Source organism: Enterobacter asburiae (genome assembly GCF_007035645.1).
GTDB lineage: Bacteria > Pseudomonadota > Gammaproteobacteria > Enterobacterales > Enterobacteriaceae > Enterobacter > Enterobacter asburiae_B.
Genome location: NZ_AP019632.1, coordinates 2,574,294 through 2,601,200, shown reverse-complemented (window position 1 = coordinate 2,601,200; position 26,907 = coordinate 2,574,294). Strand labels below are relative to the sequence as shown.

Annotated in this window: 28 protein-coding genes; 8 read left to right on the top strand and 20 right to left on the bottom strand. The window is 55.9% G+C overall.

Annotated elements, in window-relative coordinates; genetic code table 11:
- Positions 1-18: 18 nt before the first annotated feature.
- Positions 19-537: a superoxide dismutase [Cu-Zn] SodC gene (gene sodC, locus FOY96_RS12330; RefSeq protein ID WP_045887807.1), complete on the top strand. Its 519-nt coding sequence runs from the start codon at positions 19-21 to the stop codon at positions 535-537.
- On the opposite strand, the gene FOY96_RS12325 is transcribed toward sodC, so the two are convergent.
- The 3 genes from FOY96_RS12325 to FOY96_RS12315 are packed head-to-tail and all read right to left on the bottom strand — an operon-like array spanning position 516 to position 3,648.
- Positions 516-2,549 carry an FUSC family protein gene (locus FOY96_RS12325; RefSeq protein WP_143347170.1) on the bottom strand — a complete coding sequence of 678 codons (2,034 nt, stop codon included), beginning with the start codon at positions 2,547-2,549 and terminating at the stop codon, positions 516-518. The genes sodC and FOY96_RS12325 overlap by 22 nt on opposite strands.
- Complete coding sequence (locus tag FOY96_RS12320; protein WP_087822437.1) at positions 2,549-3,409, bottom strand: efflux RND transporter periplasmic adaptor subunit; 861 nt, start codon at positions 3,407-3,409, stop codon at positions 2,549-2,551. The genes FOY96_RS12325 and FOY96_RS12320 overlap by 1 nt, the downstream gene beginning before the upstream one ends.
- Before the next feature lie 2 nt (positions 3,410-3,411).
- Entirely contained in the window at positions 3,412-3,648 is a 237-nt protein-coding gene (locus FOY96_RS12315; protein WP_143347169.1) for a DUF1656 domain-containing protein, read from the bottom strand.
- 186 nt (positions 3,649-3,834) lie between these two features.
- Between FOY96_RS12315 and slyA the strand changes: the two genes are divergently transcribed.
- The gene (gene slyA, locus FOY96_RS12310) at positions 3,835-4,275 is read left to right on the top strand and encodes a transcriptional regulator SlyA (RefSeq protein WP_033145325.1); all 441 of its coding nucleotides are present in this window, start codon (positions 3,835-3,837) and stop codon (positions 4,273-4,275) included.
- A gap of 36 nt (positions 4,276-4,311) precedes the next feature.
- On the opposite strand, the gene FOY96_RS12305 is transcribed toward slyA, so the two are convergent.
- The gene (locus tag FOY96_RS12305) at positions 4,312-5,673 is read right to left on the bottom strand and encodes a sensor domain-containing diguanylate cyclase (RefSeq protein ID WP_143347168.1); all 1,362 of its coding nucleotides are present in this window, start codon (positions 5,671-5,673) and stop codon (positions 4,312-4,314) included.
- A gap of 199 nt (positions 5,674-5,872) precedes the next feature.
- The gene (slyB, locus tag FOY96_RS12300) at positions 5,873-6,340 is read right to left on the bottom strand and encodes an outer membrane lipoprotein SlyB (RefSeq protein ID WP_023311367.1); all 468 of its coding nucleotides are present in this window, start codon (positions 6,338-6,340) and stop codon (positions 5,873-5,875) included.
- A gap of 255 nt (positions 6,341-6,595) precedes the next feature.
- Between slyB and anmK the strand changes: the two genes are divergently transcribed.
- From anmK to pdxY, 5 genes are all read left to right on the top strand, one after another.
- Complete coding sequence (gene anmK / locus FOY96_RS12295; RefSeq protein WP_143347167.1) at positions 6,596-7,720, top strand: anhydro-N-acetylmuramic acid kinase; 1,125 nt, start codon at positions 6,596-6,598, stop codon at positions 7,718-7,720.
- A gap of 93 nt (positions 7,721-7,813) precedes the next feature.
- A complete protein-coding gene (gene mliC, locus FOY96_RS12290) occupies positions 7,814-8,137 on the top strand; it encodes a C-type lysozyme inhibitor (RefSeq protein WP_143347166.1) in 324 nt (107 codons plus the stop codon).
- Between the two features lie 57 nt (positions 8,138-8,194).
- Positions 8,195-8,851: a pyridoxamine 5'-phosphate oxidase gene (gene pdxH / locus FOY96_RS12285; protein ID WP_024909355.1), complete on the top strand. Its 657-nt coding sequence runs from the start codon at positions 8,195-8,197 to the stop codon at positions 8,849-8,851.
- A gap of 125 nt (positions 8,852-8,976) precedes the next feature.
- Positions 8,977-10,251 (top strand): tyrosine--tRNA ligase, encoded by a 1,275-nt coding sequence (tyrS, locus tag FOY96_RS12280; protein WP_143347165.1) that lies wholly within the window; start codon positions 8,977-8,979, stop codon positions 10,249-10,251.
- Between the two features lie 66 nt (positions 10,252-10,317).
- Positions 10,318-11,178 carry a pyridoxal kinase PdxY gene (gene pdxY, locus FOY96_RS12275; RefSeq protein WP_047061666.1) on the top strand — a complete coding sequence of 287 codons (861 nt, stop codon included), beginning with the start codon at positions 10,318-10,320 and terminating at the stop codon, positions 11,176-11,178.
- A gap of 77 nt (positions 11,179-11,255) precedes the next feature.
- Here pdxY and gstA read toward each other — a convergent pair whose 3' ends face one another.
- The 12 genes from gstA to blr all read right to left on the bottom strand — a co-directional run bounded on the left by gstA (position 11,256) and on the right by blr (position 21,535).
- Positions 11,256-11,861, bottom strand: coding sequence for a glutathione transferase GstA (gene gstA, locus FOY96_RS12270; protein ID WP_143347164.1), 606 nt, complete (start codon positions 11,859-11,861; stop codon positions 11,256-11,258).
- Positions 11,862-11,966: 105 nt separating this feature from the next.
- A complete protein-coding gene (dtpA, locus tag FOY96_RS12265) occupies positions 11,967-13,475 on the bottom strand; it encodes a dipeptide/tripeptide permease DtpA (RefSeq protein WP_033145330.1) in 1,509 nt (502 codons plus the stop codon).
- A 591-nt stretch (positions 13,476-14,066) separates the two neighbouring features.
- The gene (nth, locus tag FOY96_RS12260) at positions 14,067-14,702 is read right to left on the bottom strand and encodes an endonuclease III (protein ID WP_008500570.1); all 636 of its coding nucleotides are present in this window, start codon (positions 14,700-14,702) and stop codon (positions 14,067-14,069) included.
- Positions 14,699-15,385 carry an electron transport complex subunit E gene (locus FOY96_RS12255; protein ID WP_023617347.1) on the bottom strand — a complete coding sequence of 229 codons (687 nt, stop codon included), beginning with the start codon at positions 15,383-15,385 and terminating at the stop codon, positions 14,699-14,701. The genes nth and FOY96_RS12255 overlap by 4 nt, the downstream gene beginning before the upstream one ends.
- A gap of 2 nt (positions 15,386-15,387) precedes the next feature.
- A complete protein-coding gene (gene rsxG / locus FOY96_RS12250; RefSeq protein ID WP_048979524.1) occupies positions 15,388-16,008 on the bottom strand; it encodes an electron transport complex subunit RsxG in 621 nt (206 codons plus the stop codon).
- Between the two features lie 10 nt (positions 16,009-16,018).
- Positions 16,019-17,071, bottom strand: coding sequence for an electron transport complex subunit RsxD (gene rsxD, locus FOY96_RS12245; protein WP_143347163.1), 1,053 nt, complete (start codon positions 17,069-17,071; stop codon positions 16,019-16,021).
- Positions 17,072-19,207, bottom strand: coding sequence for an electron transport complex subunit RsxC (gene rsxC, locus FOY96_RS12240; protein ID WP_143347162.1), 2,136 nt, complete (start codon positions 19,205-19,207; stop codon positions 17,072-17,074).
- Complete coding sequence (gene rsxB, locus FOY96_RS12235) at positions 19,200-19,778, bottom strand: electron transport complex subunit RsxB (protein WP_023311378.1); 579 nt, start codon at positions 19,776-19,778, stop codon at positions 19,200-19,202. Before rsxB ends, rsxC begins: the two co-directional genes overlap by 8 nt.
- Positions 19,778-20,359: an electron transport complex subunit RsxA gene (gene rsxA / locus FOY96_RS12230; protein WP_014883581.1), complete on the bottom strand. Its 582-nt coding sequence runs from the start codon at positions 20,357-20,359 to the stop codon at positions 19,778-19,780. Before rsxA ends, rsxB begins: the two co-directional genes overlap by 1 nt.
- A 76-nt stretch (positions 20,360-20,435) precedes the next feature.
- The gene (locus FOY96_RS12225; RefSeq protein WP_048977467.1) at positions 20,436-20,876 is read right to left on the bottom strand and encodes a DUF2569 domain-containing protein; all 441 of its coding nucleotides are present in this window, start codon (positions 20,874-20,876) and stop codon (positions 20,436-20,438) included.
- A gap of 86 nt (positions 20,877-20,962) precedes the next feature.
- Positions 20,963-21,178, bottom strand: coding sequence for a transcription modulator YdgT (gene ydgT, locus FOY96_RS12220; protein ID WP_013096896.1), 216 nt, complete (start codon positions 21,176-21,178; stop codon positions 20,963-20,965).
- Positions 21,179-21,409: 231 nt separating this feature from the next.
- Entirely contained in the window at positions 21,410-21,535 is a 126-nt protein-coding gene (blr, locus tag FOY96_RS12215) for a division septum protein Blr (protein ID WP_168112406.1), read from the bottom strand.
- 243 nt (positions 21,536-21,778) lie between these two features.
- Here blr and FOY96_RS12210 point away from each other — a divergent pair, with 243 nt between their 5' ends.
- The gene (locus FOY96_RS12210) at positions 21,779-22,819 is read left to right on the top strand and encodes an oxidoreductase (protein ID WP_143347161.1); all 1,041 of its coding nucleotides are present in this window, start codon (positions 21,779-21,781) and stop codon (positions 22,817-22,819) included.
- A gap of 53 nt (positions 22,820-22,872) precedes the next feature.
- On the opposite strand, the gene add is transcribed toward FOY96_RS12210, so the two are convergent.
- The 3 genes from add to malX form a co-directional block, all read right to left on the bottom strand.
- Positions 22,873-23,874, bottom strand: coding sequence for an adenosine deaminase (add, locus tag FOY96_RS12205; protein WP_033145337.1), 1,002 nt, complete (start codon positions 23,872-23,874; stop codon positions 22,873-22,875).
- A 96-nt stretch (positions 23,875-23,970) separates the two neighbouring features.
- Positions 23,971-25,143, bottom strand: coding sequence for a MalY/PatB family protein (locus FOY96_RS12200; RefSeq protein ID WP_143347160.1), 1,173 nt, complete (start codon positions 25,141-25,143; stop codon positions 23,971-23,973).
- A gap of 48 nt (positions 25,144-25,191) precedes the next feature.
- Positions 25,192-26,784, bottom strand: a complete 1,593-nt coding sequence (gene malX, locus FOY96_RS12195; protein ID WP_029740306.1) for a maltose/glucose-specific PTS transporter subunit IIBC — start codon at positions 26,782-26,784, stop codon at positions 25,192-25,194.
- Positions 26,785-26,907 lie beyond the last annotated feature (123 nt).

Genomic DNA, 26,907 nt, shown 5'->3' with positions numbered 1-26,907 from the left:
AAACCCGCGGAGGTCACTATGAAGCGTTTTGCTCTGGCACTGGTCACGCTGGTTGTTTGCGCAGGGGCGCAGGCAGCCAGTGACGAAGTGGAAATGAATCTCGTCACCCCACAGGGTGTGGGTCAGTCCATCGGAACGGTGAAAATCACTGAAACCGATAAAGGACTGGAGTTTGCCCCCAACCTCAAAGCCCTCCCTCCCGGTGAACATGGTTTCCATGTCCACGCCAAAGGCAGCTGTCAGCCCGCTTTAAAAGAAGGTAAACCGTCTGCGGCGGAAGCGGCAGGAGGGCACCTCGATCCGCAGCATTCCGGCAAGCATGAAGGCCCGGATGGAATGGGGCATTTAGGCGATCTGCCTGTGCTGGTGGTGAATAACGACGGTAAAGCCACCGATCCTGTTGTCGCGCCGCGACTGAAAAAGCTGGATGAGGTGAAAGGCAAGGCGCTGATGATCCATGTCGGCGGCGACAATATGTCCGATCGGCCTAAACCACTTGGCGGTGGCGGAGCACGCTATGCGTGCGGCGTGATCTGATCTCCAATCGTTCCCGGTGGCGGTGCCTGTTCCAGCTGCGACAGCGAGCAGTGCAGGCGCCAGATTATCGAGGCCAAATCACGGGCTGCGGGCAGATGATGCTGTGCCAGCGTATCGCAGATCCGCTGCAGTTCATTCAGCGTGGCTTCCAGCGGCCGCTGCTGGACACCGCGCTCGCTCATTACATCGCGCAGCAGGGAGATGCAAACATCACGAACCTGCGACAGCGGATCGGAACGCGTTTCCCACGCGCGCAGCTGCCAGACCACGTGCGAGCAGTTCAACAGCACCACGCCCCAGCGCAGCAGCCAGCGCCGGGACAGCGCGTCCTGGCTGTTATTCAGCTGACTGACGTGATGATAGACCAGCGATTCATACTCGTTTTCACCCAGGTGCGGTTTACGGCTGAGCTGGTCGACAAACCCTCTGCGTAGCTCCCGAATATGCCTGCGGCTCTTGCGTGCATCGGAGCCGGGACGTAACACCGCAAAAGCCAGCCACGCCAGCCCCACGCCAAGGATCTTTGCCAGGTTATCATTGAGAAAATCGGCGTAATCATAAACCGGTGGATTCGTCACGGAGATAAACGAGCCCATAAAGACAATCAGCTGTCCCCAGAGGCCCGCCAGCTTAGGCATTTGCAGCTTCAGAAGCTGCATGGTGGTTAACAGGGGAAACAGGAACAGCAGGAACTGCCACAGATCGCTTATCTGCACCATCAGGCCAAACTTCACCACGAAGCTGAACAGCGACAGCAGCACCAGCGTGCGCAGCAGCAGCGTAAGCGAGTTGAACGGCGAGGCCGCGACGGAATAAAGCACGCAGCTGATGGCGGCAAGCGTCAGGGCCGCCGTACCGGACTCCCACTGCGTGGTAATGCTCCACGCCCCCACCAGCATCAGCGCACAGAAGGTGCGAAAACCGCTCCACAGCGCTTCCAGATAGTCGGTATGGCGCGCAAGTGCCGGGCTGCCGGGGACGTTGAACTCCGTCAATGGGGTCGCGTTTTCGACGGCCGTAATCCAGCGGCTGCTGCGCAGGTACAGCCGACAAAAGTAATTCAGGCGCTGCCAGAAAGCGCGATGGCGATAGTCGTATTCATCAACCGGGGCGAGCGGGGCGATAATCCGCGCTACGGTGTAAATGTCCGCACCCGGGCGCGCAAGGGCCGCGAGCAGCGTTTCAATCACGGCCCGGGTGTTTTCAGGCGGCGTCGGCCAGTTGAGCAGCATCCTGCGCAGGCTGGAGATGGCGCTGGTCATGCGCAGCTGCTGGTGCAGCAGATAGTTAAGAAGTGTGTTCTGGCGGCGAAAGCGGTAGTGGCTCCAGAACGCCTGAATGCGCAACAGATTCATCGTCAGGATCTGTCCGATAACCTTTTCATGCGCGAGGCGGATATCGTCGCTGGTATCCGGTTGCCACAGCAGACTCGCGTGTTCCAGCAACCGTGTGTGCATGGTTTTGAGCGCGGTGATAAGCGCGGTGCCGTCGGATGTGCTGGGGAGGATCATCATCATGAAGCCGCCGCTGAGGATCCCGACAATCACTTCACAGACGCGCGCCTGCGCAATATCCCACAGCTCGGTGGTGTCGAGCACGTTAACCACCGGAAAGGCGATAATGGCGGCGGTATAGCCCGCCAGCTGGAACGCGTAGGCGACGTTATTGGTAAAATGGGCGCAGGCCCAGGTACAGCAGCCCAGCCATGCGGCCATGCTCAGCAGGAACAACCACGGATCGTTCAGCGTATGGCCGGCGATAATTAACGCCGCGGTGGCGCCCAGCAGGCTGCCTGCGATGCGGCCAAGGCTTTTACTGATCACCCCGCCTACCGTCGGAAAACTGACCACCGCCGCAGACGTCATCGCCCAGTAGGGCTCATCCAGGTTCAGGTAATAAGCCACAGTCAGCGCAAGACACATGGCAATGCCGTTACGCAGCGCGTAGCGCCACTGGGGACGCGTTGCTTTCATCCACGGCGTGTTTTGCCAGGAGAGATCCTGCAGCTTCATCACCGGTTTCCGATGGAGACAGTGCAGGTTGTGCCGGACACCAGGGTAATGTCCTCCGGCAAGCGGTCAAACTCCACGCGAACCGGAACGCGCTGGGCCAGGCGCACCCAGGGAACGTTCGGCTTTATGTCCGGCACCAGGCCTGAATCCGTTTCAACACTCTGATCGTAAATGGCGCGGCCAATGCTGGACACGTGACCCTGTAACTTTTGAGAGCCGCTGTAAAGCGTTATTGCGGCTGGCGAACCCTCGCGAATATGCCGAAGCTTAGTCTCTTCGAAATAGCCCACGACGTAGAAGGAGTGGCTGTCGACGAGGGCAAATATCGGTTGTCCCGTGGTGGCATAATTCCCCACGCGGGCCGAGAGGTTGGTCACCCATCCATCAACAGGTGCCGTAATCACGGTTTGGGTCAGTTGCCACTGCGCCTGCTTCAGCGTCGCCTCCGCCACGTTAACGTTAGCTTGCATCGCCTTGACGTTGATATTGGCGGTGTCTAAATCTTCCGCTGAGATGTAGTTTTGTGACAGGTGGCGGCGGCGGTTGGCCTCGTTGTTGGCCTTAGCCAGATCCGACTGGGCTTTTGCCAGCTGCGCCTGGGCGTTCAGGATCGCAATGTGGTACGGGGTGTCGTCGATGCGGAATAAAATGTCTCCCTTTTTGACGAACTGGTTATCCTTAACCAACAGCGTCGTAATACTTCCCGACACCTGAGGGGTAATGCTGACCTGCTCAGCGCGGACTTTGCCATCACGCGTCCAGGGCGACTGCATATAAAAATTCCACATCCACCAGCCCGCAACCAGCGCGAGGGCAAGGACCAACAGGGTGGAAAAGTACTTTAGCGTTTTCAGGGACATATTCACCACACAGTCAAAACGGCAAGGCCCAGGCATACGGAAAGGGCAAACAGGGAAAGATCCATCAGCATGGGATGCCAGATTTCGCCGGAGTACATCCAGTCGCGAAGCAGGCGATGCGCGATGAGCCAGAGGATAAAGCCCACCAGAACGGCCTTAAACAGAGGAGGAAAGAAGACTGACGCACCGAAGATCAGGTCCTGAAGGGGTAAACCCTCTGAGCGATGAAAAAACGTCACGGGCAGAAATCCTTTGCAGTGAACAGAATGCCGCGTTGGCTTGTCTTAGTATGATGAAGCATCACAATTCAGTGTAAGTCATACTTTTAAGTCCGATGAATGCAGTATTGCATTTGTTTTGGCAATACAAATGCTGCACACTATTCTAAAATCAGTATAATAACTTAGCAAGCTAATTATAAGGAGATGAAATTGGAATCGCCATTAGGTTCTGATCTGGCAAGGTTGGTACGCGTCTGGCGTGCTCTGATTGACCATCGCCTGAAACCTCTGGAACTCACACAGACGCATTGGGTCACGCTGCACAACATTCATCAGCTGCCGCCCGAACAGTCGCAAATTCAACTGGCAAAAGCGATAGGGATTGAGCAACCGTCGCTGGTGCGCACGCTTGACCAGCTGGAAGAGAAGGGGTTGATCTCGCGGCAAACCTGCGCCAGCGATCGTCGCGCCAAGCGGATTAAACTCACCGAGAAAGCGGCGCCTATCATCACGGAAATGGAAGCCGTGATCACTAAGACGCGCGGTGAAATCCTGTCAGGCGTTTCACCGGCGGAGCTGGAAATGCTCATCAGCCTCATTGGGCGCCTTGAGCAAAACATCCATGAGCTACAGTCGCGCGACTGACAAACAACAAGGCCTTGCAGCAGCAAGGCCTTTTTTTTACTTAAAGACGACAACGCGGTTACGGCCCGTCTCCTTCGCTTCATACATCGCTTTGTCGGCATTTTCCACGCACGTTTCTGCGGCTATTGCGGGTGACGTTGCCGTATATACCCCCATGCTAATCGTGATTGGCTCCGGTAGTTGACCGCCGCTGCTGGCGTTATCGAAGCTGCTCAGATTTAACCGTATGCGTTCCGCCACCTGATACGCCGCGTCTGATGAGGTGTTGGCCAGCATCAGAACAAACTCCTCACCACCGATACGGGCCGCGATGTCCTGGGGGCGCACGGAATCCATCAGCAGATTAGCGACAAACTGCAGGACCTTGTCGCCCTGAAGATGCCCGTAGGTGTCGTTGATGCGCTTGAAGCGATCGAGATCGCTGACGATGACGGAAACCGGACGGCTGGTTTTGGCAATATCCAGCGCCTGCTTTAATGTTTCATAAAAATAACTGCGGTTATACAGGCGCGTCAGCGGGTCGCGAATGGAGTTCTGGTAAGACTGCTGATACTTAACGTGCGAGTCGCGATACAGCCTGAAAACATCGTAGAGCAGAACAAAAATGATCATCAGCGTGGCGACGGTTTCAAATAAGCGAGCGCGATACCAGGAGACATCTTCAACATGTCCACCCACTAACAGCATTGAGAGCGTGACGATATAGCAGACGCACAGAAAATTACCGCCCACCCAGAATAAGTTGCGTATGCGCGTAATAAACATCAGCGTGGCTAATGTGACCCCCCAGAGTGCAATCAATGCAATATTAATAAAGTGGCTCCAGAGAACCATAAACTCACGGGTTTCATTATCAACAAGATCAATGGATAAAATGGAAGAATGACTGGAATACATCCAGGCCAACCCTACAGTAAAAGCGGTAAAGAGAAACTCGCCGCTCACAATAGCAATATGCGCCAGCCGCGAAAGGGGACAATTGCGCGTGGTATAAAGTATTGCCGAAACGATTATTAGCACCGCCATTAAGAGATGGCGGAACATATAGAAGATCATCGCATCGTTGTAGTTCACCGCGTTGAACTGATAGAGGTCCAGCCAGGCGGGAAAGCTGCACAGCGTTCCGACCATCAGCGATGCCGACCCGGCAAAGGCAAAAGCAAGCGATACCAGATACAACCGTTTTCGGTCACACCAGTATTTCATTGCCATAAAGCAGGCAATAAACAGGTCAAACACCAGTAAAAAAATGGTGAGCGTAGGGAACAAGTGAGACGAAAAGGTAGGAACCCATTCGGCAATTTTTGAAAACAGGGCGTGTAAGATGCCGATAACAGCAATACAACCTAGACAGAACGAGATATAACGGCCCTTTACAGAACGGCGATTCGCAAACATATATGGTTTTAATGACTTTATAATGAATTAAGGTGAGGGTATTGCGAAGAGTGTAATCAATTAGCACGCTAAATACTTTGCGCAGAAACAATATATGACGTGGTTAATAATGGGTGGGGTGAATGTATTTTGTAAATATATTTGTGGGAGTGATAAATAATGTAAATGGATGTGGCCTGATGACCACATCCATTTTTAATTAACGTGGAGAAACGGTCACCTGACTTCCGTTGCTTGCCAGAACAACGCGCTGGCCTGCAGAGAAGCGAGTGCTGCCTTGTTTCTGAACAACCATGATCGTGCTGCCGTCGTCTTTACGAATTTCCAGCTCTACGCCCTGGGTTTTGTTCATCGCACCCTGAACGCCCTGGCCGGCTACGCCACCCGCAACGGCGCCTGCGGCCGTTGCCAGCGAGCGACCTGTACCGCCGCCGACGGTATTACCGAGGAAACCACCCAGCACGGCACCGCCGATTGCGCCCATCACGTTGCTTTCATCACCACCCTGGATCTGTACAGGGCGTGCGTTAACAACGGTACCGTAAGTCACGTTCTGAACCTGTTTCGCTTCAGAAGCGCTGTAAACGTCGCCAGAAAGTGAACTGTCATTCACACAGCCAGCCAGAGTTAAACCAATCAGCGAAACGCCCAGTACACGTAAAATCATTTGAATCTCCTGTTCACCAAAAACGCCCGATTGGGGGCATCCGTTATGGCTAAATTATATGGCATAAGGAGCCATAGTTCATATCTTTGCACTAACAATAAGAAAATTGTACTTGAATTTGACTTAACGAGACATAAACAGGATCCGCCCGTGTTACCCGTCTGACATTGTTAAAAAATATTATCGCCGGATGGCAAAGCTGCGCCGTTTATGGTTGAGTGGATATCCTTAGCCCACGCAACGTAAGGAAAGCGCATGAAATCGGGTCGCTACATTGGTGTGATGTCAGGCACCAGTCTGGATGGGGTAGATGTCGTTCTGGCCGCCATTGACGAAAACATGGTGGCACAGCAGGCGAGCCTGACCTGGCCAATCCCCATTTCACTGAAAGAGGATATTCTGAGTATCTGTCAGGGGCAGCAGTTGACCCTTTCCCAGCTTGGACAGCTTGATGTTCGCCTGGGGGCGCTGTTTGCGGATGCGGTGCAGGCTTTGATGCAAAAAGAACATCTTCGCCCGCAGGATGTGGTGGCCATCGGGTGTCACGGACAAACGGTCTGGCATGAGCCCGGCGGAGATGCCCCGCATACCCTGCAAATCGGCGATAACAACCAGATTGTGGCGAAGACGGGCGTGACGGTGGTAGGCGATTTCCGTCGTCGCGATATCGCCCTTGGTGGGCAGGGGGCGCCGCTGGTACCCGCGTTCCATCAGGCGTTACTGGCGCACCCTACAGAACGTCGCATGGTGCTCAATATTGGCGGGATTGCCAACCTGTCAATGCTCATCCCGGGACAGCCCGTCCGCGGCTACGATACCGGCCCGGGCAATATGTTAATGGATGCCTGGATCTGGCGTCAGTGCGGACAACCGTATGATAAAAACGCGGAGTGGGCGAGCGGGGGAAAAGTGATTATTCCGCTGCTGCAGTCGATGCTAAGCGATCCTTATTTTGCCCTGCCGGCCCCTAAGAGCACGGGGCGTGAATACTTCAATCTGGGCTGGCTTGAGCGTCAGCTGGCGCCATTCCCGGCGCTCGCGCCGCAGGATGTCCAGGCGACGCTTGCCGAGCTGACGGCCGTGTCGATCTCCGAACAGGTTCTGCTCAGCGGCGGATGTGAACGCCTGCTGGTGTGCGGCGGAGGAAGCCGAAACCCGCTGGTGATGGCGCGTCTTGCGGGGCTACTGTCGGGTACCGAAGTGACCACGACCGACGAGGCAGGCATCAGCGGGGATGATATGGAGGCGCTGGCCTTCGCCTGGCTTGCCTGGCGCACCATTGCCGGACTGCCGGGCAACTTGCCGTCGGTGACCGGCGCGCGTGAGGTGAGCGTCCTCGGGGCGATTTTCCCGGCAAATCCTCGTCATAATCAGAGTTAACTGAAATTCAGCGCGGCGCGTCATCGTTAGAATGGAACGAAACAGGAGGGCAGCCATGCCCTCCAGGACCAGGAAAGTCTTCGGAATACGCCCATGAAAAAACTTCTTCTTATTGCCGCGCCTTTATTGCTGTCAGGATGCAGCGTCTATAACCAGCTTCTTGACCGCATGCAGACCGATACGCTGGAGTATCGCTGCGATGAAAAACCGCTGACCGTCAAGCTGAATAACCCACGCCAGGAAGCCAGTTTTGTTTATGACAATAAATTGCTGACGCTGAAGCAGGGCATGTCAGCTTCCGGCGCACGTTATTCCGACGGTATCTACGTCTTCTGGTCGAAAGGCGACAGCGCCACGGTCTACAAACGCGACCGCATTGTGCTGAACAATTGCCAGCTCGAAAATCCGAAGCGTTGAGATTTTTACAGGGGCGGCGCACAATAGCGCCACCCACTCTCAATGTCAGCTAACGCCATGTCAGATAACGACGAACTGCAGCAAATTGCGCATCTGCGCCGTGAATACACTAAAGGCGGCCTGCGTCGCCAGGATCTTCCCGCTGAACCCCTCGTGCTTTTTGAACGCTGGCTGAAACAGGCCTGCGAAGCGAAACTCGCCGACCCAACCGCCATGGTTGTCGCGACGGTGGATGAAAACGGCCAACCTTATCAGCGCATCGTATTGCTCAAGCATTATGACGAGAAAGGGCTGGTGTTCTATACCAACCTTGGCAGCCGCAAGGCACACCATTTAGAAAACAATCCGCGTATTAGCCTGCTGTTTCCCTGGCACATGCTGGAACGTCAGGTAATGGTCACCGGCAAGGCGGAACGTCTCTCGACGCTGGAAGTGGTGAAGTATTTCCACAGCCGCCCGCGCGACAGCCAGATTGGCGCCTGGGTATCAAAACAGTCCAGCCGAATTTCCGCCCGCGGCGTGCTGGAAAGTAAATTCCTGGAGCTGAAACAGAAGTTCCAGCAGGGTGAAATTCCTTTGCCAAGCTTCTGGGGCGGTTTCCGCATCCCGATTGAGCAGATGGAGTTCTGGCAGGGGGGCGAACATCGCCTGCACGACCGCTTTTTATACCAGCGCGAGAATGGCGGCTGGAAAATCGACAGACTGGCACCGTAATCCCCGAAATTTGTTGATTTAAGCGCTAGCGCACACCGCGCTTGCGCTTTATTCTATTGTCCTTTCGCATCAGGCGAAAAGTCGTGTACCGGCAAAGGTGCAGTCGTTTATACATGGAGAATTTGATGGCAAGCAGTAACTTGATTAAACAATTGCAAGAGCGGGGCCTCGTGGCCCAGGTGACGGACGAGGAAGCGTTAGCAGAGCGACTGGCGCAAGGCCCGATCGCGCTCTATTGCGGCTTCGATCCCACCGCTGACAGCTTGCATTTGGGGCATCTTGTTCCATTGTTATGCCTGAAACGCTTCCAGATGGCGGGCCATAAGCCTGTTGCGCTGGTGGGCGGCGCGACCGGCCTGATTGGTGACCCAAGCTTTAAAGCCGCTGAGCGTAAACTGAACACCGAAGATACCGTGCAGGAGTGGGTGGATAAGATCCGCAAACAGGTTGCACCATTCCTCGACTTCAACTGTGGTGAAAACTCTGCCATTGCCGCGAACAACTACGACTGGTTTGGCAGCATGAACGTGCTGACCTTCCTACGCGACATCGGCAAGCACTTCTCTGTTAACCAGATGATTAACAAAGAGGCCGTGAAGCAGCGTCTGAACCGTGACGACCAGGGTATCTCCTTTACCGAGTTCTCCTACAACCTGCTGCAGGGTTATGACTTTGCCTGCCTGAACAAGCTGCACGGCGTTTCCCTGCAGATTGGCGGTTCCGATCAGTGGGGTAACATCACCTCCGGTATCGACCTGACCCGTCGTCTGCACCAGAACCAGGTCTTCGGTCTGACCGTTCCGCTGATCACCAAGGCAGACGGCACCAAATTTGGGAAAACCGAAGGCGGCGCGGTATGGCTCGATCCGAAGAAAACCAGCCCGTACAAATTCTACCAGTTCTGGATCAACACGGCGGATGCCGATGTTTACCGCTTCCTGAAGTTCTTCACCTTTATGGACATCGAAGACATCAACGCGCTGGAAGAAGAGGACAAAAACAGCGGTAAAGCACCGCGCGCCCAGTATGTGCTGGCGGACGAAGTGACCAAACTGGTTCACGGTGAAGAAGGTCTGGCCGCGGCAAAACGCATTACCGCAAGCCTGTTCAACGGTACCCTGAGCGATCTGAGCGAAGCGGACTTCGAACAGCTGGCGCAGGACGGCGTGCCAATGGTTGAGATGGAAAAAGGGGCTGACCTGATGCAGGCGCTGGTGGACTCTGAGCTCCAGCCTTCGCGCGGTCAGGCGCGTAAAACTATCGCCTCTAACGCTATCACCATCAACGGCGAGAAACAGGCTAACCCGGAATACACCTTCGTTGACGGTGACCGTCTGTATGGTCGCTACACGCTGCTGCGTCGCGGTAAGAAAAACTACTGCCTTGTCTGCTGGAAATAATTAATAGTCTCCAGGGGCGTGGGAAACCACGCCCCTTTTGTTTTTTCAGGGTTTGGTAAGAAAAAAATGAAGAACATCCTCGCCATTCAGTCCCACGTTGTTTTTGGACACGCTGGCAATAGCGCCGCGGAATTCCCGATGCGTCGCCTCGGCGTCAACGTCTGGCCCCTTAATACCGTGCAGTTCTCTAACCACACGCAATACGGCAAATGGACCGGCTGCGTAATGCCGCCTTCGCACCTCACCGAGGTTGTGCAGGGGATTGCCGATATCGACCAGCTCAGACGCTGTGACGCCGTGCTGAGCGGCTACCTCGGCTCAGCGGAGCAGGGGGAGCATATCCTCGGCATCGTACGTCAGGTGAAAGCCGCAAACCCGGCGGCAAAATACTTCTGCGACCCCGTCATGGGCCATCCGGAGAAAGGCTGTATCGTGGCGCCAGGCGTCGCAGAGTTTCACGTCCGCCACGCGCTGCCCGCCAGCGATATCATTGCGCCAAACCTGGTCGAGCTCGAAATTCTCTGCGAGCGTCCGGTTAACAGCGTAGAAGAGGCGGTAAGCGCGTCTCGCGAACTGATCGCTCAGGGGCCTGAGGTGGTGCTGGTAAAACATCTCGCCCGCGCAGGGCTGAGTCAGGACCGTTTTGAGATGCTTCTGGTGACGAAAGATGACGCCTGGCATATTAGCCGTCCGCTGGTGGATTTCGGCCTGCGCCAGCCGGTTGGGGTCGGAGATGTTACGAGTGGTCTGCTGCTGGTGAAATTACTGCAGGGGGCGACGATACGTGACGCGCTGGAACACGTTACCGCGGCGGTGTACGAAATCATGATTGCGACGAAAGAGATGCAGGAATATGAACTGCAGGTGGTTGCGGCACAGGATCGTATCGCGAAGCCGGAGCACTATTTCAGCGCAACCCAGCTTTAAACGATGCCGGGTGGCGCTGCGCTTACCCGGCCTACAAAACCCGTAGGCCCGTGCAAGCGAAGCGCCGCCGGGCGATATTAGCTAAGACCTTCCGCTTTCAGCGCCGCAGCCACTGCAGGACGCTCTGCCACGCGTTTCATATACGATGCAATATGGTCTAACCCTTCCAGGTTCAGCTTAACCGCGCGCGCCCAGCGCAGCACGGTAAACAGATACGCATCGGCAATCGTGAAGCGCGAACCACAAATCCACTGTTCGTCATTCAGCGATTCGTTAACGTACTGCAGCTTTTTCTCAAGAAGCGCACGCAGGGTCGGTTTGAACTCCTCTGGCGTATCCGGGCGGAACAACGGCGTAAATCCTTTGTGCAGTTCGGTCGCAATGTAGTTCAGCCATTCCAGCGTCTTATAGCGAGAAATGGTACTGACCGGAGCCAGCAGCTGGCGATCGGGTACGCTATCGGCCAGGAACTGCATAATCGCGACGCCTTCGGTCAGCAGAGTACCGTCATCCAGCAAGAGCGCCGGAACTTGTCCCTTGGGGTTAATGGCAAGAAAATCATCGCCATTTTCCAGACGCTTTTTCATCAGATCAACGCCGTCCAGCGTGAAATCTTTGCCGCTCTCGCGCAGGGTGATATGGGAAGCAAGAGAGCACGCGCCCGGTTTGTAGAACAGTTTCATCGGTAACTCCTTTTTGCTGAGGTTTCAGCTATGTTAGTGCGCCAACGGACAAAAAAAAAGCCGCTAATACATTAGCGGCTTCTGTTCTGTCGTTTCTCAATAATCTTACGCGGTAGCGGTTTTGGTCGCTTCAGCCGTCTTGTCGTCGTCCTGAGTCATACGATTCAGTTTCGGCGCGGTCAGCAGCATCAGAACTGCAATAACCGCAGTCGCGATACCAATCTGCATGAACACGGTACCGTAGACGTTCAGGGAGACCAGTGGGTCAGTGACGTTTTCCGGCACAGCCATCAGGTTCGCAATTTTACCCGCAATGATTGCCGCACCGGCAGTGGTCAGGAACCAGCTACCCATAATGAAGCCCATCAGACGCTGTGGCACCAGCTGTGCAACCATCGCCAGACCCAGACCGGAGATCATCAGTTCACCGATAGACTGCAGCGCGTAGCTCAGGATCAGCCAGTTAACGGACACGATACCCGCGTCGGTGGCAAATTTGGTACCCAGCGGCAGCACCAGGAACGCGCCGGAGCACAGCACCATACCGATAGCAAACTTGTGCGGCATTGGCAGACGGTCGCCCATCTTGTTATAGATAGCGGCCAGAATCGGGCTACCAATCATGATCCAGAACGGGTTCAGCGCCTGATACTGTTCCGGCTCGAACGCGATGCCCAGAATTGAGTGCTCAACGTTACGAATGGCGAAGAAGTTCAGTGAGGTTGGCATCTGGCTGTACAGCACGAAGAAGATAATCGCTTCCAGCATCAGAATGAACGCCACAATCATCTTGCGACGGGCAGCACCCTGCATGGCGAACGCTTCTTTCGCAAAGATAACCACGATACCCAGCGCAACCACGCCCAGAACGGCACGGGCGATACCCTGGTTGTGCAGCAGCCAGGTGGCAATTGCCGCGAGGACAACAACGCCCACGATGGTGGCCAGCAGTTTGCCCATATGCACAGGCTCGAAGTCAGGTTTTGAACCGTAGTCTTTAACCCAGCTGCGGCAGAACAGGAAGTTGACCACGGTGATCAGCATGCCCACGAAGCTCAGCGCAAACGCCACGCTCCAGCCGAACTTCGCCGCAAGCCATGGGGTTGCCAGCATCGAGAAGAACGAACCGATGTTGATGGACATGTAGTACATGGTAAATGCACCGTCCAGGCGCGGATCGTCTTTGTTATAGCAGGTAGAAAGCAGGGAGGACGGGTTCGCTTTGAACAGACCGTTACCGACGGCAATCGTCGCCATACCCATATACACGACAGCGGCATCATGCCCTGACCATGCAACCAGACCATAGCCAATCGCCAGGACAATAGCGCCCAGCATGATGACGCGTTTAGTCCCGAGGACTTTATCACCCAGCCAGCCGCCAATAGCGACCAGACCGTACACCAGAGCACTAAAGGAAGAGAACAGCGTGATGGAATCGGCTTCGGACATACCCAGCTGTTTTACCAGGTAAACCGCCATGATCCCTTGCAGGCCGTAATAACCAAAACGCTCCCATAACTCGATAGAGAAGATGAGATAGAACGCTTTAGGCTGTTTAAAAGCGTTAAGACTCACGCTTTCATCTGTTGGTTTATTGTTTGCAGTAGACACATATACCTCTTTTTTTACATCCCATATTAACGGGGGTGTTCATAGCGCGATGGCCGTAGTCCATACGCCTTATAGTTATATTGGGAGGAGAAACGGCGGGTAATGTTCACTATCCTGCCCCATCTGGCAATACGTTTGTAATAATCTGTTACATATATCTGAAGTGGTATAATCGTCGGTTCATATAAATGTTATTCAGCGTTAAATTTCATACGATGAGTAAAGGTAGTTTTTTCGACTGGCGATAACCCACCCTGACCGGCTTTTGGCGATATGTTCTGCTATTTGCCGCTTAATGCAGTGATATGGGCCATATTCTGAAAAATAGCTGGTCTTATCTTCGGTGATGGAAGGAGAGTATCTTGTCAGACAAAGGGTTTAGGCGGATTTTGACAACAAAAATTCAACATGAAGTTATCAGGGTGATCGCGATCACAGATGTATAGAAATTTTTGGCTATGAAAAAAGTATTAACCTGTTTGAGCGTTAAACAACCGAACAAGTGACAGGTCAGGGGGAATGAAAGACGGACAAATAACGGCCAAAAGAAGGGTGTCTGGTAGCCCTTCTTTTGGTAAGGGTTTGTGACGGTCAGGGATACACTTTTTCTTTGTATTCGCAGAGATCTTCAATAATGCAGGAGCCGCAGCGAGGCTTACGGGCAATACAGGTATAGCGGCCGTGCAGAATCAGCCAGTGATGGCAGTCAACCTTAAATTCGGCCGGAACCACCTTTAACAGCTTCTCTTCGACCTGCTCAACATTTTTCCCCGGCGCGAAGTTAGTCCTGTTAGAGACGCGGAAAATATGCGTATCCACGGCGATGGTCGGCCAGCCAAACGCGGTGTTGAGCACCACGTTTGCGGTCTTACGCCCCACGCCCGGTAAGGCTTCCAGTGCGGCGCGATCTTCCGGTACTTCGCCTCCGTGCTGTTCCAACAGGATCCGGCAGGTCTTAATGACGTTCTCGGCTTTGCTGTTAAACAGGCCGATGGTTTTGATATAGGACTTCACGCCTTCCACGCCCAGCTCCAGCATGGCTTTTGGCGTATTGGCGACCGGATAGAGCAGGGCAGTGGCTTTATTGACGCTCACGTCGGTCGCCTGCGCAGAGAGCAACACCGCGATCAGCAGCTCAAACGGGGAGGTAAAATTCAGCTCCGTCGTCGGGTGCGGGTTCTCGTCCCGCAGACGGGTCAGGATCGCAATGCGCTTTTCTTTATTCATGAAGCCTTCTCGGGTGTCCCTTCCAGAACGCTACGCTCAGCCGCGCGGCGCTTACGTTTCTCATCAATCAGGTATTTTATCGCCAGCATCATGCCCAGGCCAATAAACGCGCCAGGGGGCAGCATTGCCAGCAGGAATGGCGTATCGGTGTGGAACACTTCAACGCGCAGCGCTTTGGCCCAGCCGCCCAGCAGCGCATCTGCGCCGTCAAACAGCGTACCGTTACCGAGGATCTCGCGCAGCGAGCCCAGCACGAACATGGCGCAGGTGGCGCCCATTCCAATGGAAAAACCATCCAGCGCCGACATGGCGGGGCTGTTTTTCACCGCGAACGCTTCCGCACGGCCAACGACGATACAGTTGGTGACGATAAGGGGAATAAAGATCCCGAGCGACTGATACAGGCCAAACGCGTAGGCGTTAATCAGCATCTGGACGATACTGACCACCGACGCAATGATCATGACGTAAATCGGAATACGAATTTCCGAAGGCGTCCAGCGGCGCAGGGCGGAGATGGAGAGGTTGGTCAGGGTCAGAACCAGCGTGGTTGCCAGACCCAGACCGAGCGCGTTGGTGGCGGTGGACGTTACCGCCAGCAGGGGACACATCCCCAGAAGCTGGACCAGCGCGGAGTTGTTCTTCCACAACCCCTGGACAATAACCTCTTTAACCTGGCTCATGATTACTCCTCACAGGCCGGAAGATTGTTGATTTGCGCGGGCAGCGTTTCAGCATACAGCCCGGCTCGTTTTACGGCGTTCACCACGGCGCGCGGCGTGATGGTCGCGCCGGTGAACTGGTCGAACTCGCCGCCATCTTTCTTCACCGCAAACGCGGTATCCCCTTCGCCATGGATAACTTTACCGGCGAAGTGCAAAATCCAGTCGCTCAGACGGGTTTCAATTTTATCGCCCAGGCCCGGCGTTTCATGATGTTCCGTCACGCGAGTACCCAGAATAGTGCCGGAGAAATCGCTGCCAACAAGCAGCTGAATGGCGCCGGAATAGCCGTCGGGCGCCGTCGCTTCCATCACCGCTCCTACCGGTTTATCCCCTTTGCGGGCAATAAAGAGGCGGTGTGGGCCTTTCCCAAGCTGCGGCGCGTCTACCACAAAGCAGCTCTTTTGCAGGTCATTATCGTAGAAATCTGACGGGATCACCTGATCGAACAGCGCCTTTTGCTGCTTTGAAGCCTGCTCTTCGATGGTCGTTTTGGTTAACGTGTTAACCAGGGCCGTCAGCCCGGTGAGAACCGCGGCGAAGACAGCCAGCGTGACGCCGTGCTTTTGCATCGTTTTTAACATGGCGAAACCCTTAGCGATGGCCGTACACGCGCGGACGCGTGTAATAGTCGATGAGCGGAACGGTAATGTTGGCAAGCAGGACGGCAAACGCGACGCCGTCCGGGTAACCGCCAAAGCTGCGGATGAGCCATACCAGCAGGCCCGCCAGCGCGCCGAAGATCAGGCGGCCGCGGTTAGTCGTTGACGCGGTCACCGGGTCCGTCAGGATAAAGAAGGCACCCAGCATGGTCGCCCCGGAGAGCAGGTGCATCTGCGGGCTGGCGAGTGATTCAGGAGAGAAGACCCATCCCAGCGTCGCGCAAACCGTCAGCGTCACGAGGAAGCTGACCGGAATATGCCAGCGAATGGCTTTTTGCTGCAGCAGGAACAGGCCGCCCAGCAGATACGCCAGGTTGACCCACTGCCAGCCTGCACCTGCCAGCATGCCGCTGTAAATCGCGGATTTCATGATCTGCTCAACGCTTTGCCCGGCGTGCAGGGACGTTTTAAAGGTATCGAGAGGCGTCGCCTGGCTGATGCCGTCCACGCCCATGCGCAGGGCGTTCATATCAGCGCCGAGCGCCGTATGGCCGGTAAAGATAACGTGCAGGGCATCCATAAAGCCCGGAACCGTGGCCGCAATCTCGTGCGGCGGCAGCCAGCTGGTCATCTGCACCGGGAAGGAGATTAGCAGCACCACGTAGCCAATCATCGCCGGGTTAAACGGGTTATGGCCGAGCCCGCCGTACAGCTGTTTGGCAATGATTACGGCAAACACGGTACCGAGCACGACCATCCACCACGGGGCAAACGGCGGAATACTGATGGCGAGCAGCAGGCCGGTCAGCAGCGCGGAGTTGTCAGCCAGAATGCGTGACACGGCCATCTTACGCAGCTTCAGGACGAGTGCTTCCGCCGCGACGGCGCTGGCGCAGCCCAGGGCTATCTGGAACAGGGTTCCCCAGCCGAAAAACCAGCACTGAACGGCAATGCCCGGCAGCGCGGCCAGGCAGACCAGCATCATAATGCGCGATGTCTGACGCTGGTTGTGGGTGTAAGGGGAACTTGCGATTCTGAAAACCATTTAATCCTCGTTTACGGCTTGCTGTGCGGCTTTCTTCGCCTGAACGCGCGCAATGGCGGCGGCGACGGCGGCCTTGCGCGGGTCATCGTTGGCGGCCTGCGGCTGCTCTTCCTGCTGCGCAGCCTTGCGGGCTTTGGCGCGAGCAATCGCTGCTTCGACGGCGGCTTTACGCGGGTCGACCGGTGGTGCTTCTGCTTCTGATACTGCCTCTGGCGCCTGCTGCGCAGCCTTACGGGCTTTGGCGCGGGTAATCGCTGCTTCGACGGCGGCTTTACGCGGGTCGACCGGTGGTGCTTCTGCTTCTGATACTGCCTCTGGCGCCTGCTGCGCAGCCTTACGGGCTTTGGCGCGGGCAATCGCCGCTTCAACGGCGGCTTTGCGTGGGTCGACCGCTTCTTGCTCGACGACTACCTGCTGCTCTCCAGCTTTGCGGGCCTTGGCCCGGGCTATCGCCGCTTCAACGGCCGCTTTACGCGGGTCGATCTCAGTATCTGCCTGAACCGTTTGCGCTTTTTCCGCCTGACGCGCGCGAGCCGCAGCCTTTCGCGCTTCGCGGGCGGCAATCGCTTCGCTGTTATCCGGTTTTTCCCCGGCCTGGATCACCACCGTCTGGGCGGCATCGGCTTTTTTCTCGCGAACGCGCGCCAGCGCGGCGTTGATCGCATCCTGATCTTTCCCGGCAGGCTGAACGGCGGCCTGTTTATGGCGTTCCTGACGGGCGATTTTTTCGCGCTCCAGTCGCGCCTGACGCGCTTCGAAACGTGCCTTGGCTTCCGCGGCGCGTTTTTCTTCCATGGAGATGGCATAAATCTCGGCCTTCTCCTGACGGAAGTATTGCACCAGCGGAATGTTGCTTGGGCAGACCCAGGCGCAGGCGCCGCATTCAATGCAGTCGGCCAGGTTATGGGATTTTGCCTTGTCGTGCAGCTGGCCTTTGCTGTACCAGTACAGCTGCTGTGGGAGGAGATCCGCCGGGCAGGCATCGGCACAGGCGCTGCAGCGAATGCAACCTTTCTCTTCCTGCTCTTCACCCATTTCGGTGGGGGAAGGGGCGAGCAGACAGTTAGTGATTTTCACTACCGGAACGTCCAGCCACGGCAGCGTAAAGCCCATCAGCGGGCCACCCATGATCACCATCTGGTCGCTGGCCGGGCAAAATTCAGCCTGTTCCAGCAGATGGCGCACCGGCGTACCCAGACGCGCCCAGACGTTGCCCGGACGGGAAACCGACTCGCCGGTCAGCGTCACCACGCGCTCGGTCAACGGCTCGCCGTCAATCACCGCGCGTTTCACCGCATAGGCGGTGCCGATGTTTTGCATCAGCACGCCGATATCCGAAGAGCGTCCGCCGTGCGGGACCTGCTTGCCGGTGAGAATTTGCGTCAGCTGTTTTGCGCCGCCAGAAGGGTACTTGGTCGGGATAACGCGCAGGCTAATATCATGACTGCCCGCCAGCACGGCGCGCAGCATCGAGATGGCCTGCGGTTTATTGTCTTCGATACCAATCAGCACTTCCCGCGGCTTCAGAATGTGCGCCAGGATGCGGATGCCTTCCACCACCTGAGCGGCGCAATCCTGCATCAGACGATCGTCGGCGGTGATATACGGCTCGCACTCGGCGGCATTGATAATCAACGTCTGGATGTTATCGCCACCGCCGCGCAGCTTGACGCCGGTCGGGAAGCCCGCGCCGCCCAGCCCGGCGACGCCGAACTGATGAATACGCTCGATAAGCGCTTCGCGGCTCTGGCTGCGGTAATCGCTCCAGCCGTCACGTTCAATCCAGCGGTCTTCGCCGTCGGCTTCAATGATCACGCTCAGCTCCGACAGCGCGGACGGATGAGCCACCGTATGAGGGGCAATCGCCACCACTTTACCGGAGGTAGGGGCGTGCACCGGCAGCATACGTCCACGGCCAAAGGTCAGCGGCTGACCGCGAAGAACCGTATCGCCTTCTTTCACGCACAGCTCGCCCTCAGCGCCAATATGCTGCTTGAGCGGCATGACGTAACGCGTCGCCAGCGGAATTTGACGCAGCGGCGTGCCGTTGGACTGGGTTTTCATCTCTGGCGGATGGATACCGCCGTCAAAGTCCCAAATCTTCTCTTTTCTGAAAGCAGAAAATAACTTAAGCATGTTGTTCCACAGGAATGATGCGAACCGGAATGGTTTGAAGATCCCACTTCCAGCTTTCGGTAGTCGTTTCAACCGGGCGCAGCTCGATACATTGCGTCGGGCAGGGGGCCACGCAGAGGTTACAGCCGGTGCACAGATCCGCCACGACGGTGTGCATGGCGCGGGTGGCGCCGACAATGGCGTCAACCGGGCAGGCCTGAATACATTTGGTGCAGCCGATGCAGTTTGCCTCGTCGATCACGGCGAGGGCGCGAACCGGCTCCTGCACCTCCGCATCGCCATCAACGGGCTGCGGATCGACGTTAAGCAGGGCCGCGATTTTCAGCATCACCGCTTCGCCGCCGGGGGCGCAGCGGTTAATTTTTTCACCCTGAATGCCTACCGCTTCAGCGTAGGGACGGCAGCCTGGGTAGCCGCACTGCCCGCACTGGCTTTGCGGCAACAGCTCATCAATTTTTTCAACAACAGGATCGTCCTCTACCGCGAAACGGCGGGAGGCGTAACCCAGGATAAGGCCAAACACCAACCCCAGGACGCTGATAGAGGCGATGGCAATCCAGATAGCATTCATTACAACTTCACCAGACCACTAAAGCCCATAAAGGCCAGAGACATTAAACCCGCGGTCACCAGCGCAATCGCGTTACCGCGGAAGGGCGCAGGGATATCCGCTGCCGCCAGACGCTCGCGAATCGACGCGAACAGGACCATAACAAATGAGAAACCGACGGCGGCGGAAAAACCGTACAGCGCCGACTGCATAAAGTTATGGCCAAGGTTGATGTTCAGCAGCGCAACGCCGAGAACGGCACAGTTGGTGGTGATCAGCGGCAGGAAGATACCCAGCAGGCGATAGAGGGCCGGGCTGGTTTTACGCACCACCATTTCAGTAAATTGCACAACAACCGCAATGACCAGAATAAAAGCCAGCGTACGAAGATAGATTAACCCCAGCGGGATGAGGATCCAGGTATCAATCAACCACGCGCAGATGGACGCCATCGTCATGACGAAGGTTGTCGCCAGCCCCATGCCCATCGCCGTTTCCAGCTTTTTGGACACGCCCATAAACGGGCACAGGCCAAGGAACTTCACCAGAACGAAGTTGTTAACCAGCACGGTGCCGACAAAGAGCAGTAAGTAATCGGTCATTATTTAGCCTGAAATAAAAAAGCCGCCTATTATCGGACAAACTCACGCAGGCGACAACAGGTTATCTGTAAGGTTATTACGGGTTCACGAAGGTGTTTTTTACCCGCGTCGAACGTTTGAAATAGGGGACCAGCAGCGCGGCCGCCAGTAACGGGAAAAGCAGCTGACGAACGGCCAGAGCGTCTGATACGGGCGAAAAAGCAAAGGCTTTAACCGCCAGCAGAACCGAAATCAGCAGCCAGATAATGTAGTGTTTAGGTACACTTTTGCGGCGCTTAAAGAAGGCGATGGTCAACCACAGGGTGTAGTACCACATACCAATCGCGAAAACGAACGACACAAACCACATCGCAATACTCAGCACGCTTTGCGACATCAGGGTCTGGATGGCGTGAGGAGTAATCAGTGCGGTGGTATACAGCAGCAGCGCAAGTGATGCGCTTAATAAGGCAACCAGCAGCCATGCCAGTGGGGCGATTAACCAGCCTCCAATGCGTTCTCCAGGCGTTGCGGTCATGAACTCTCCCATAATCTGCGCGAAATGTTGTACAGCCAGTTTGCAGGGCGGAGAGTATATAACATTTCGCGCGGATGGCTACTTTCTTATAAAACGTAACGCCATACGGACTTAGGCACTTCACCCACGTTGAACAAACGACCTCCGGAAACCAGCTCCGCACGGCGATGGTCAGCAGCGCGATACATATTAATGATGTCCTGATTATCCGACAGGGTGTAGTTCAGATGGTCAAACAGTTTTTCCAGGCTCTCAAGCGAATTGATCTTGCGAAATTTTAATAAATAGTCCTGAACTGTCATATTAATAAGTTTCCATATAAAAGTGAGTAATACCAGTTAAGGTAATTCGTTCGAATAATAAACGGATTAATAAAGACGTAAACAGCCCACTCAGGTAACGCGACGAAATTAGGAGTTTTCTTTGCTGAAATTCAGGCATCAGACGATGCCTGGAAGAGAAGGTTAACCGTGTTCACCAGGGCTGGCAATAAGTAACTGACATATTATGTCACTCTTTATTGCAGTAACCGGTTACTTAGGTTGGGCGACTGTGACAGGCTCCGGCGGCTGGTAGTTATCGATATGGCTGGCAACGCCCAGCAAAATGACCGAAACCCCAAGGACAATCCATCCCGCTAATTCAATGATTCGATTAATAATTGACGTCATGATTCGTAGTTGTACTTTATCCATAAATACAGGTCGCAAATGTTACAGCGACGTTTCCCCGACGGCAAGCGCTTTGGGAACGGTTCCCTTAAACAAAATCAGTGGGTTAATACTATGTAACAAAAACAACCCTTACAACCTGCTATTTTAAGTCATATGGCACATTATTAATCTGTGGTAATGCCAGGCTAGCCAGTGTGAAATAAGAACGTCATAAAAGAGGACGGCACTATGAGTGATAATATCCGCGTTGGGCTTATCGGCTACGGGTATGCAAGCAAAACGTTTCATGCGCCTCTGATAGCCGGGACGCCGGGGATGATCCTGGCTGCGGTATCCAGCAGCGATGCCGCTAAAGTCCATGCCGACTGGCCTTCCGTGCCGGTTGTCTCTGAGCCAAAACACCTTTTCAACGATCCGAATATTGATTTAATCGTTATCCCCACCCCGAACGACACCCACTTCCCGCTGGCAAAGGCCGCGCTTGAAGCCGGTAAGCACGTGGTGGTCGATAAGCCCTTTACCGTCACGTTGTCTCAGGCTCGCGAGCTGGATGCGCTGGCAAAAAGTCTGGGCAGGCTGCTGTCGGTATTCCATAACCGCCGCTGGGACAGCGACTTTCTGACGGTAAAAAGGCTTCTCAGTGAAGGCACGCTAGGGGAGATCCTCTTTTTTGAATCGCACTTTGACCGCTTCCGTCCGCAGGTACGAAACCGCTGGCGCGAGCAGGCCGGTCCGGGCAGCGGCATCTGGTACGATTTAGCCCCGCATCTGCTGGATCAGGCCGTCAATCTTTTTGGTCTGCCGGTGAGCATGACGGTCGATCTGGCCCAGCTCCGGCCCGGAGCGCAGACGACTGATTACTTCCACGCGGTGCTCAGCTACCCGCAGCGGCGGATTGTGCTGCACGGCACGATGGTCGCGGCCGCGGAATCGGCCCGCTACATCATTCACGGCACGCGCGGGAGCTACGTGAAGTTTGGCCTCGATCCGCAGGAGGACCGGCTGAAAAGCGGTGAACGTTTGCCGCAGGAAGACTGGGGCTATGATATGCGCGACGGCGTGGTCACGCGGGTGGAAGGTGAGGAACTGGTAGAGGAGACCTTGCTGACGATCCCGGGCAACTATCCGGCCTATTATGCGGGCATTCGCGATGCGCTGAACGGCACGGGCGAAAATCCGGTTCCGGCCAGCCAGGCGATTCAGATAATGGAGCTGATTGAGCTGGGTATTGAATCTGCCAAACATCGCGCCACGCTCTGTCTGGCATAAGCTATAAGGGCTGTTGTAGGCCGGGTAAGGCGTAGCCGCTACCCGGCAAATGCTCAACCGCGAGCCACTTTATCTTTAAGCGCCTGCTTCTCTTCGGGCGTCAGGAAGGCGATCTCCAGCCCGTTGATCTGCGCCTGACGGATCTGCTCGCGGCTCAGACCCGCCTGCGGTGCGGCGATGTTGTATTCGTGGATGATATCCACGCCCTGAACCGCCGGGTCGTCAGTGTTCAGCGAGGCCAGCACGCCGTGCTCAAGGAACGTTTTCAGCGGATGATGCGCCAGCGTTGCCACGGTGCTGGTCTGAATGTTAGACGTCAGGCAAGACTCAATCCCGATACGCTGCTCCGCCAGGAAATCCATCAGGGCGCGATCTTCTACCGCCTTCACGCCGTGGCCGATACGCTCGGCGCCCAGCTCGCGGATGGCCTGCCAGATGCTTTCCGGGCCAGCCGCTTCACCCGCATGCACGGTAATGTGCCAGCCGGCATCGCGCGCGCGGTTGAAGTGGGAGAGGAACAGACTGCCCGGGAAGCCCAGCTCGTCACCGGCCAAATCGACGGCGGTGATGGCATCGCGATGGGCCAGCAGCGCTTCAAGCTCCTGCAGGCAGGCGGCTTCGCCGAACGTACGGCTCATAATGCCAATCAGACGGGCCTGAACGTCGAAGGTTTTACACCCTTCGCGCACGCCTTCAATCACGGCTTCCACCACGCCTGCAACGGGCAGGCTGTGGGTCATCGCCATATAGCCCGGCGAGAAGCGCAGCTCGACGTAATGCAGGCCGTTACGGGCCGCATCTTCAATGTTCTCAAACGCCACGCGGCGACAGGCATCCAGCGAGGCCAGCATCTTCACGCCCCAGTCTAGTTTGCTCAGGAAGCTGACCAGGTCCGGTTCATTGGAGGTTACCTGTACGTGCGGGATCAGCGACTCAAGCGTCTGAGCAGGAAGCGTTAAATTGAACTGGCGGCCAAGATCGAGGATGGTTTGGGCACGAATGTTACCGTCAAGGTGACGATGAATATCAGTTAAAGGCAGGCGTGTATCAATCATGGTCGCACTCTTTTCTGGTTAAAGTGCGCCATATTATAAAAACAAAACGGGGTAAAAAGCTATTTGCGCAAGGGAATATTCCGTTGCGCAAATTGATTACAGGAGCGTGTTAATCCCGGCAATGAGGCGTTGCACCCCTTGTTCAAGCTTGCTGCGCGGACAGCCAGCGTTCAGGCGAACAAAGCCATTTCCCTCTTTGCCGTAGGTATATCCCGGCATGATGGCGATTTTTTGCTGCTCGATCAGTACTTTTTGCAGCGCCCGATCGTCAATATTCAGCGGACGCAGGTCAATCCAGGCCAGATAGGTTGCTTCGGGCGGCTGCCAGTTCAGCTTCGGAAAGGCGCGGTTTACTTCCTGCGCGATATACATCAGATTCTCTTCCAGATAGCTCCGCAGGGCATCCAGCCACGGCGCACCCTGCTGATAGGCGGCAATATGCGCCGTCAGCGCCAGCACTGAAGGGGAAGAGAGTCCGTCCCGGCCTTTTAGCGCGCTAAGATAACCGTTACGGCTCTGTTCATCGCCAATCAGGCTGTAAGCGCCCGTCAGCGCCGGAATATTAAAGCTTTTCGAGCCGGAGGTGAGAAGCGCCCATTTGCCGCGCGCCACCGCGCTCCACGGCGTGTGACGATGCTCTCCCCACACCATATCCATATGAATTTCATCGCTGATAACCGCCACGTCATAGCGCTCGCACAGTTCCGCCATCTGCGTCAGCTCGTCCCGCGTCCAGACCTTGCCGGTTGGGTTTTGCGGGCTGCAAAGCAGTAAAATTTTGTTTTCAGGTTTCGCCAGGGCCGCTTCCAGCGCCGCCATATTTCCCTGCCAGCCTGCGGCGTGCTTTTCCATCTCCACGGGCACCACATGACGCGCATTCCCTTCAATGGCTTTATAAAACGCGTCGTATGCCGGGGTGTGCACCACCACGCCGTCGCCGGGGTGTGACCAGAGACGAATCAGCTCTGACACCATGTAGATAACGGAAGGACCATAAACGACGGTTTCCGTATCAATCTGGCTGTTAAAGCGCTGCTGGAACCAGTGCGCGACGGCGGCGAGAAACTCATCGTTCTTCCAGCGGCTGTAGCCCAGCACGCCGTGATTGATGCGCTGATGCAGCGCGTCGGTAATGCAGGGCGCGGTGGCGAAATCCATATCCGAGATGGTGAAGGGCAGCAGATCGGCCGCGCCAAAGCGGTCGGCGACGTAGTCCCACTGCGTACACCAGGTGCCGTGTCGATCCACGACGGTAGAAAAATCAAACATGACGTGAGTCCTTAAAGTAAAACCCCCTCATGAGAGGGGGCTGAGGCATCAGGCTTCAACTGTTCGCATCAGGGTAGCCAGCTCATCCTTCACCGACTGGACCTGCGGGCCGATAACCACCTGCAAATTGTGCTGATTTAACTGTACCACGCCGATGGCCCGGTTGGCTTTCAGGGCGTTAGTATCCACTTTTGACATATCCGCCACCGACAGACGCAGGCGGGTGATGCAGTTATCCAGCGAGGTGATGTTATCCGCGCCGCCCAGCGCCGCCAGAATGGCCGGTGTGTTATAGCCGGATTTGCCCACGGTCCCGGCAACCGCCTGTTCAACGCTGCTCGCCGTATCGGTATCGCGGCCAGGCGTTTTCAGGTTAAAGCGGGTGATGGCGAAGCGGAAGATGCCGTAGTAAACCGCAAACCAGATAGCCGCCACGACCGGCACCAGGTACCACTTGGTGGACAGGCCGTGCAGGATCCCGAACACCACGAAGTCGATCACGTTGCCGTCGGTGTTGCCGATGGTCACGCCCAGCACCGCCATCACGGTAAAGCCCAGACCGGTCAGCACGGCGTGGATGAGGTACAGCACCGGTGCGACGAACAGGAACAGGAATTCGATTGGCTCGGTAGTACCGCCCACGACGCAGGCGATCACGCCGGAAATCAGCAGGCCTTTAATTTTATGACGGTTTTCCGGGCGAGCGCAGTGGTACATCGCCAGCGCGGCACCCGGCAGGCCGCCGAGGAAGGCAGGCATTTTACCCTGAGACAGGAAGCGGGTGGCGCTTTCCGAGAAGCCGTGGGTGGTCGGGCAGCTCAGCTGCGCCTGGAAGATGGTCAGCGCGCCGCTCACGTCGTGACCGCACACCTCCATGGTGCCGCCCGCTTCGGTGAAGCGAATCAGGGCCACCAGGATATGCTGCAGGCCAAACGGCAGCAGCAGACGCTCGCCGGTGCCGAAGATCATCGGACCGAAATCTCCCGCGCCGTTGATGATGCGGCCAATACCGTTGATGCCCATCGCAAAGACCGGCCAGATCAGCGGAATGATTAAACCGAACAGACCCATCACCACCAGGGTAACAATCGGCACAAAGCGGGTACCGCCGAAGAAGGCCAGGGCATCCGGCAGCCGGATATTATGGAAGCGCTCGTGCAGCATCCAGATAATCACACCCGCGATCACCGCCCCGAGGATCCCGGTATCAATAGACTGGATACCGATCACGCTCTGAATGTTGTTGGCTTTAAGTACGGCGGCGTCGGTGGTCGGCAAAATGCCTTTCGCGGTCAGCCAGAAGTTAACCGCCAGGTTCATCACGGCGTAGCCCACAAACCCGGCAAACGCCGCGACGCCTTTGTTCTCGCGCGCCAGGCCCAGCGGGATAGCGATACAGAACATCACGGGCAGGAAGCTAAACGCAAAGGAGCCGACTTTACTCATCCAGATGAAGATCGCCTGCAGCACCGGGGTACCGAGGAACGGGATCAGCGTGATGACGTCTTTACTGCTCAGCGAGCTGCCGATCCCGAGCATGATCCCGCAGAACGAGAGGAGTGCCACGGGCAGCATAAAGGTTTTACCCAGTTGCTGGAAAAATTCCCACAGCGATATTTTTTGTGCTGCTTTCGCCGTCATAAAACGACTCCTTTATTGTTAAAATCAGTTTGCCTGCTTCAATGCTGCGAGAAGATAAAACGTTTTATCAAAGTTTAGTGCGCGCTAAATCACATTCTCAGGCTTTGACTGGTAGTATAAAGA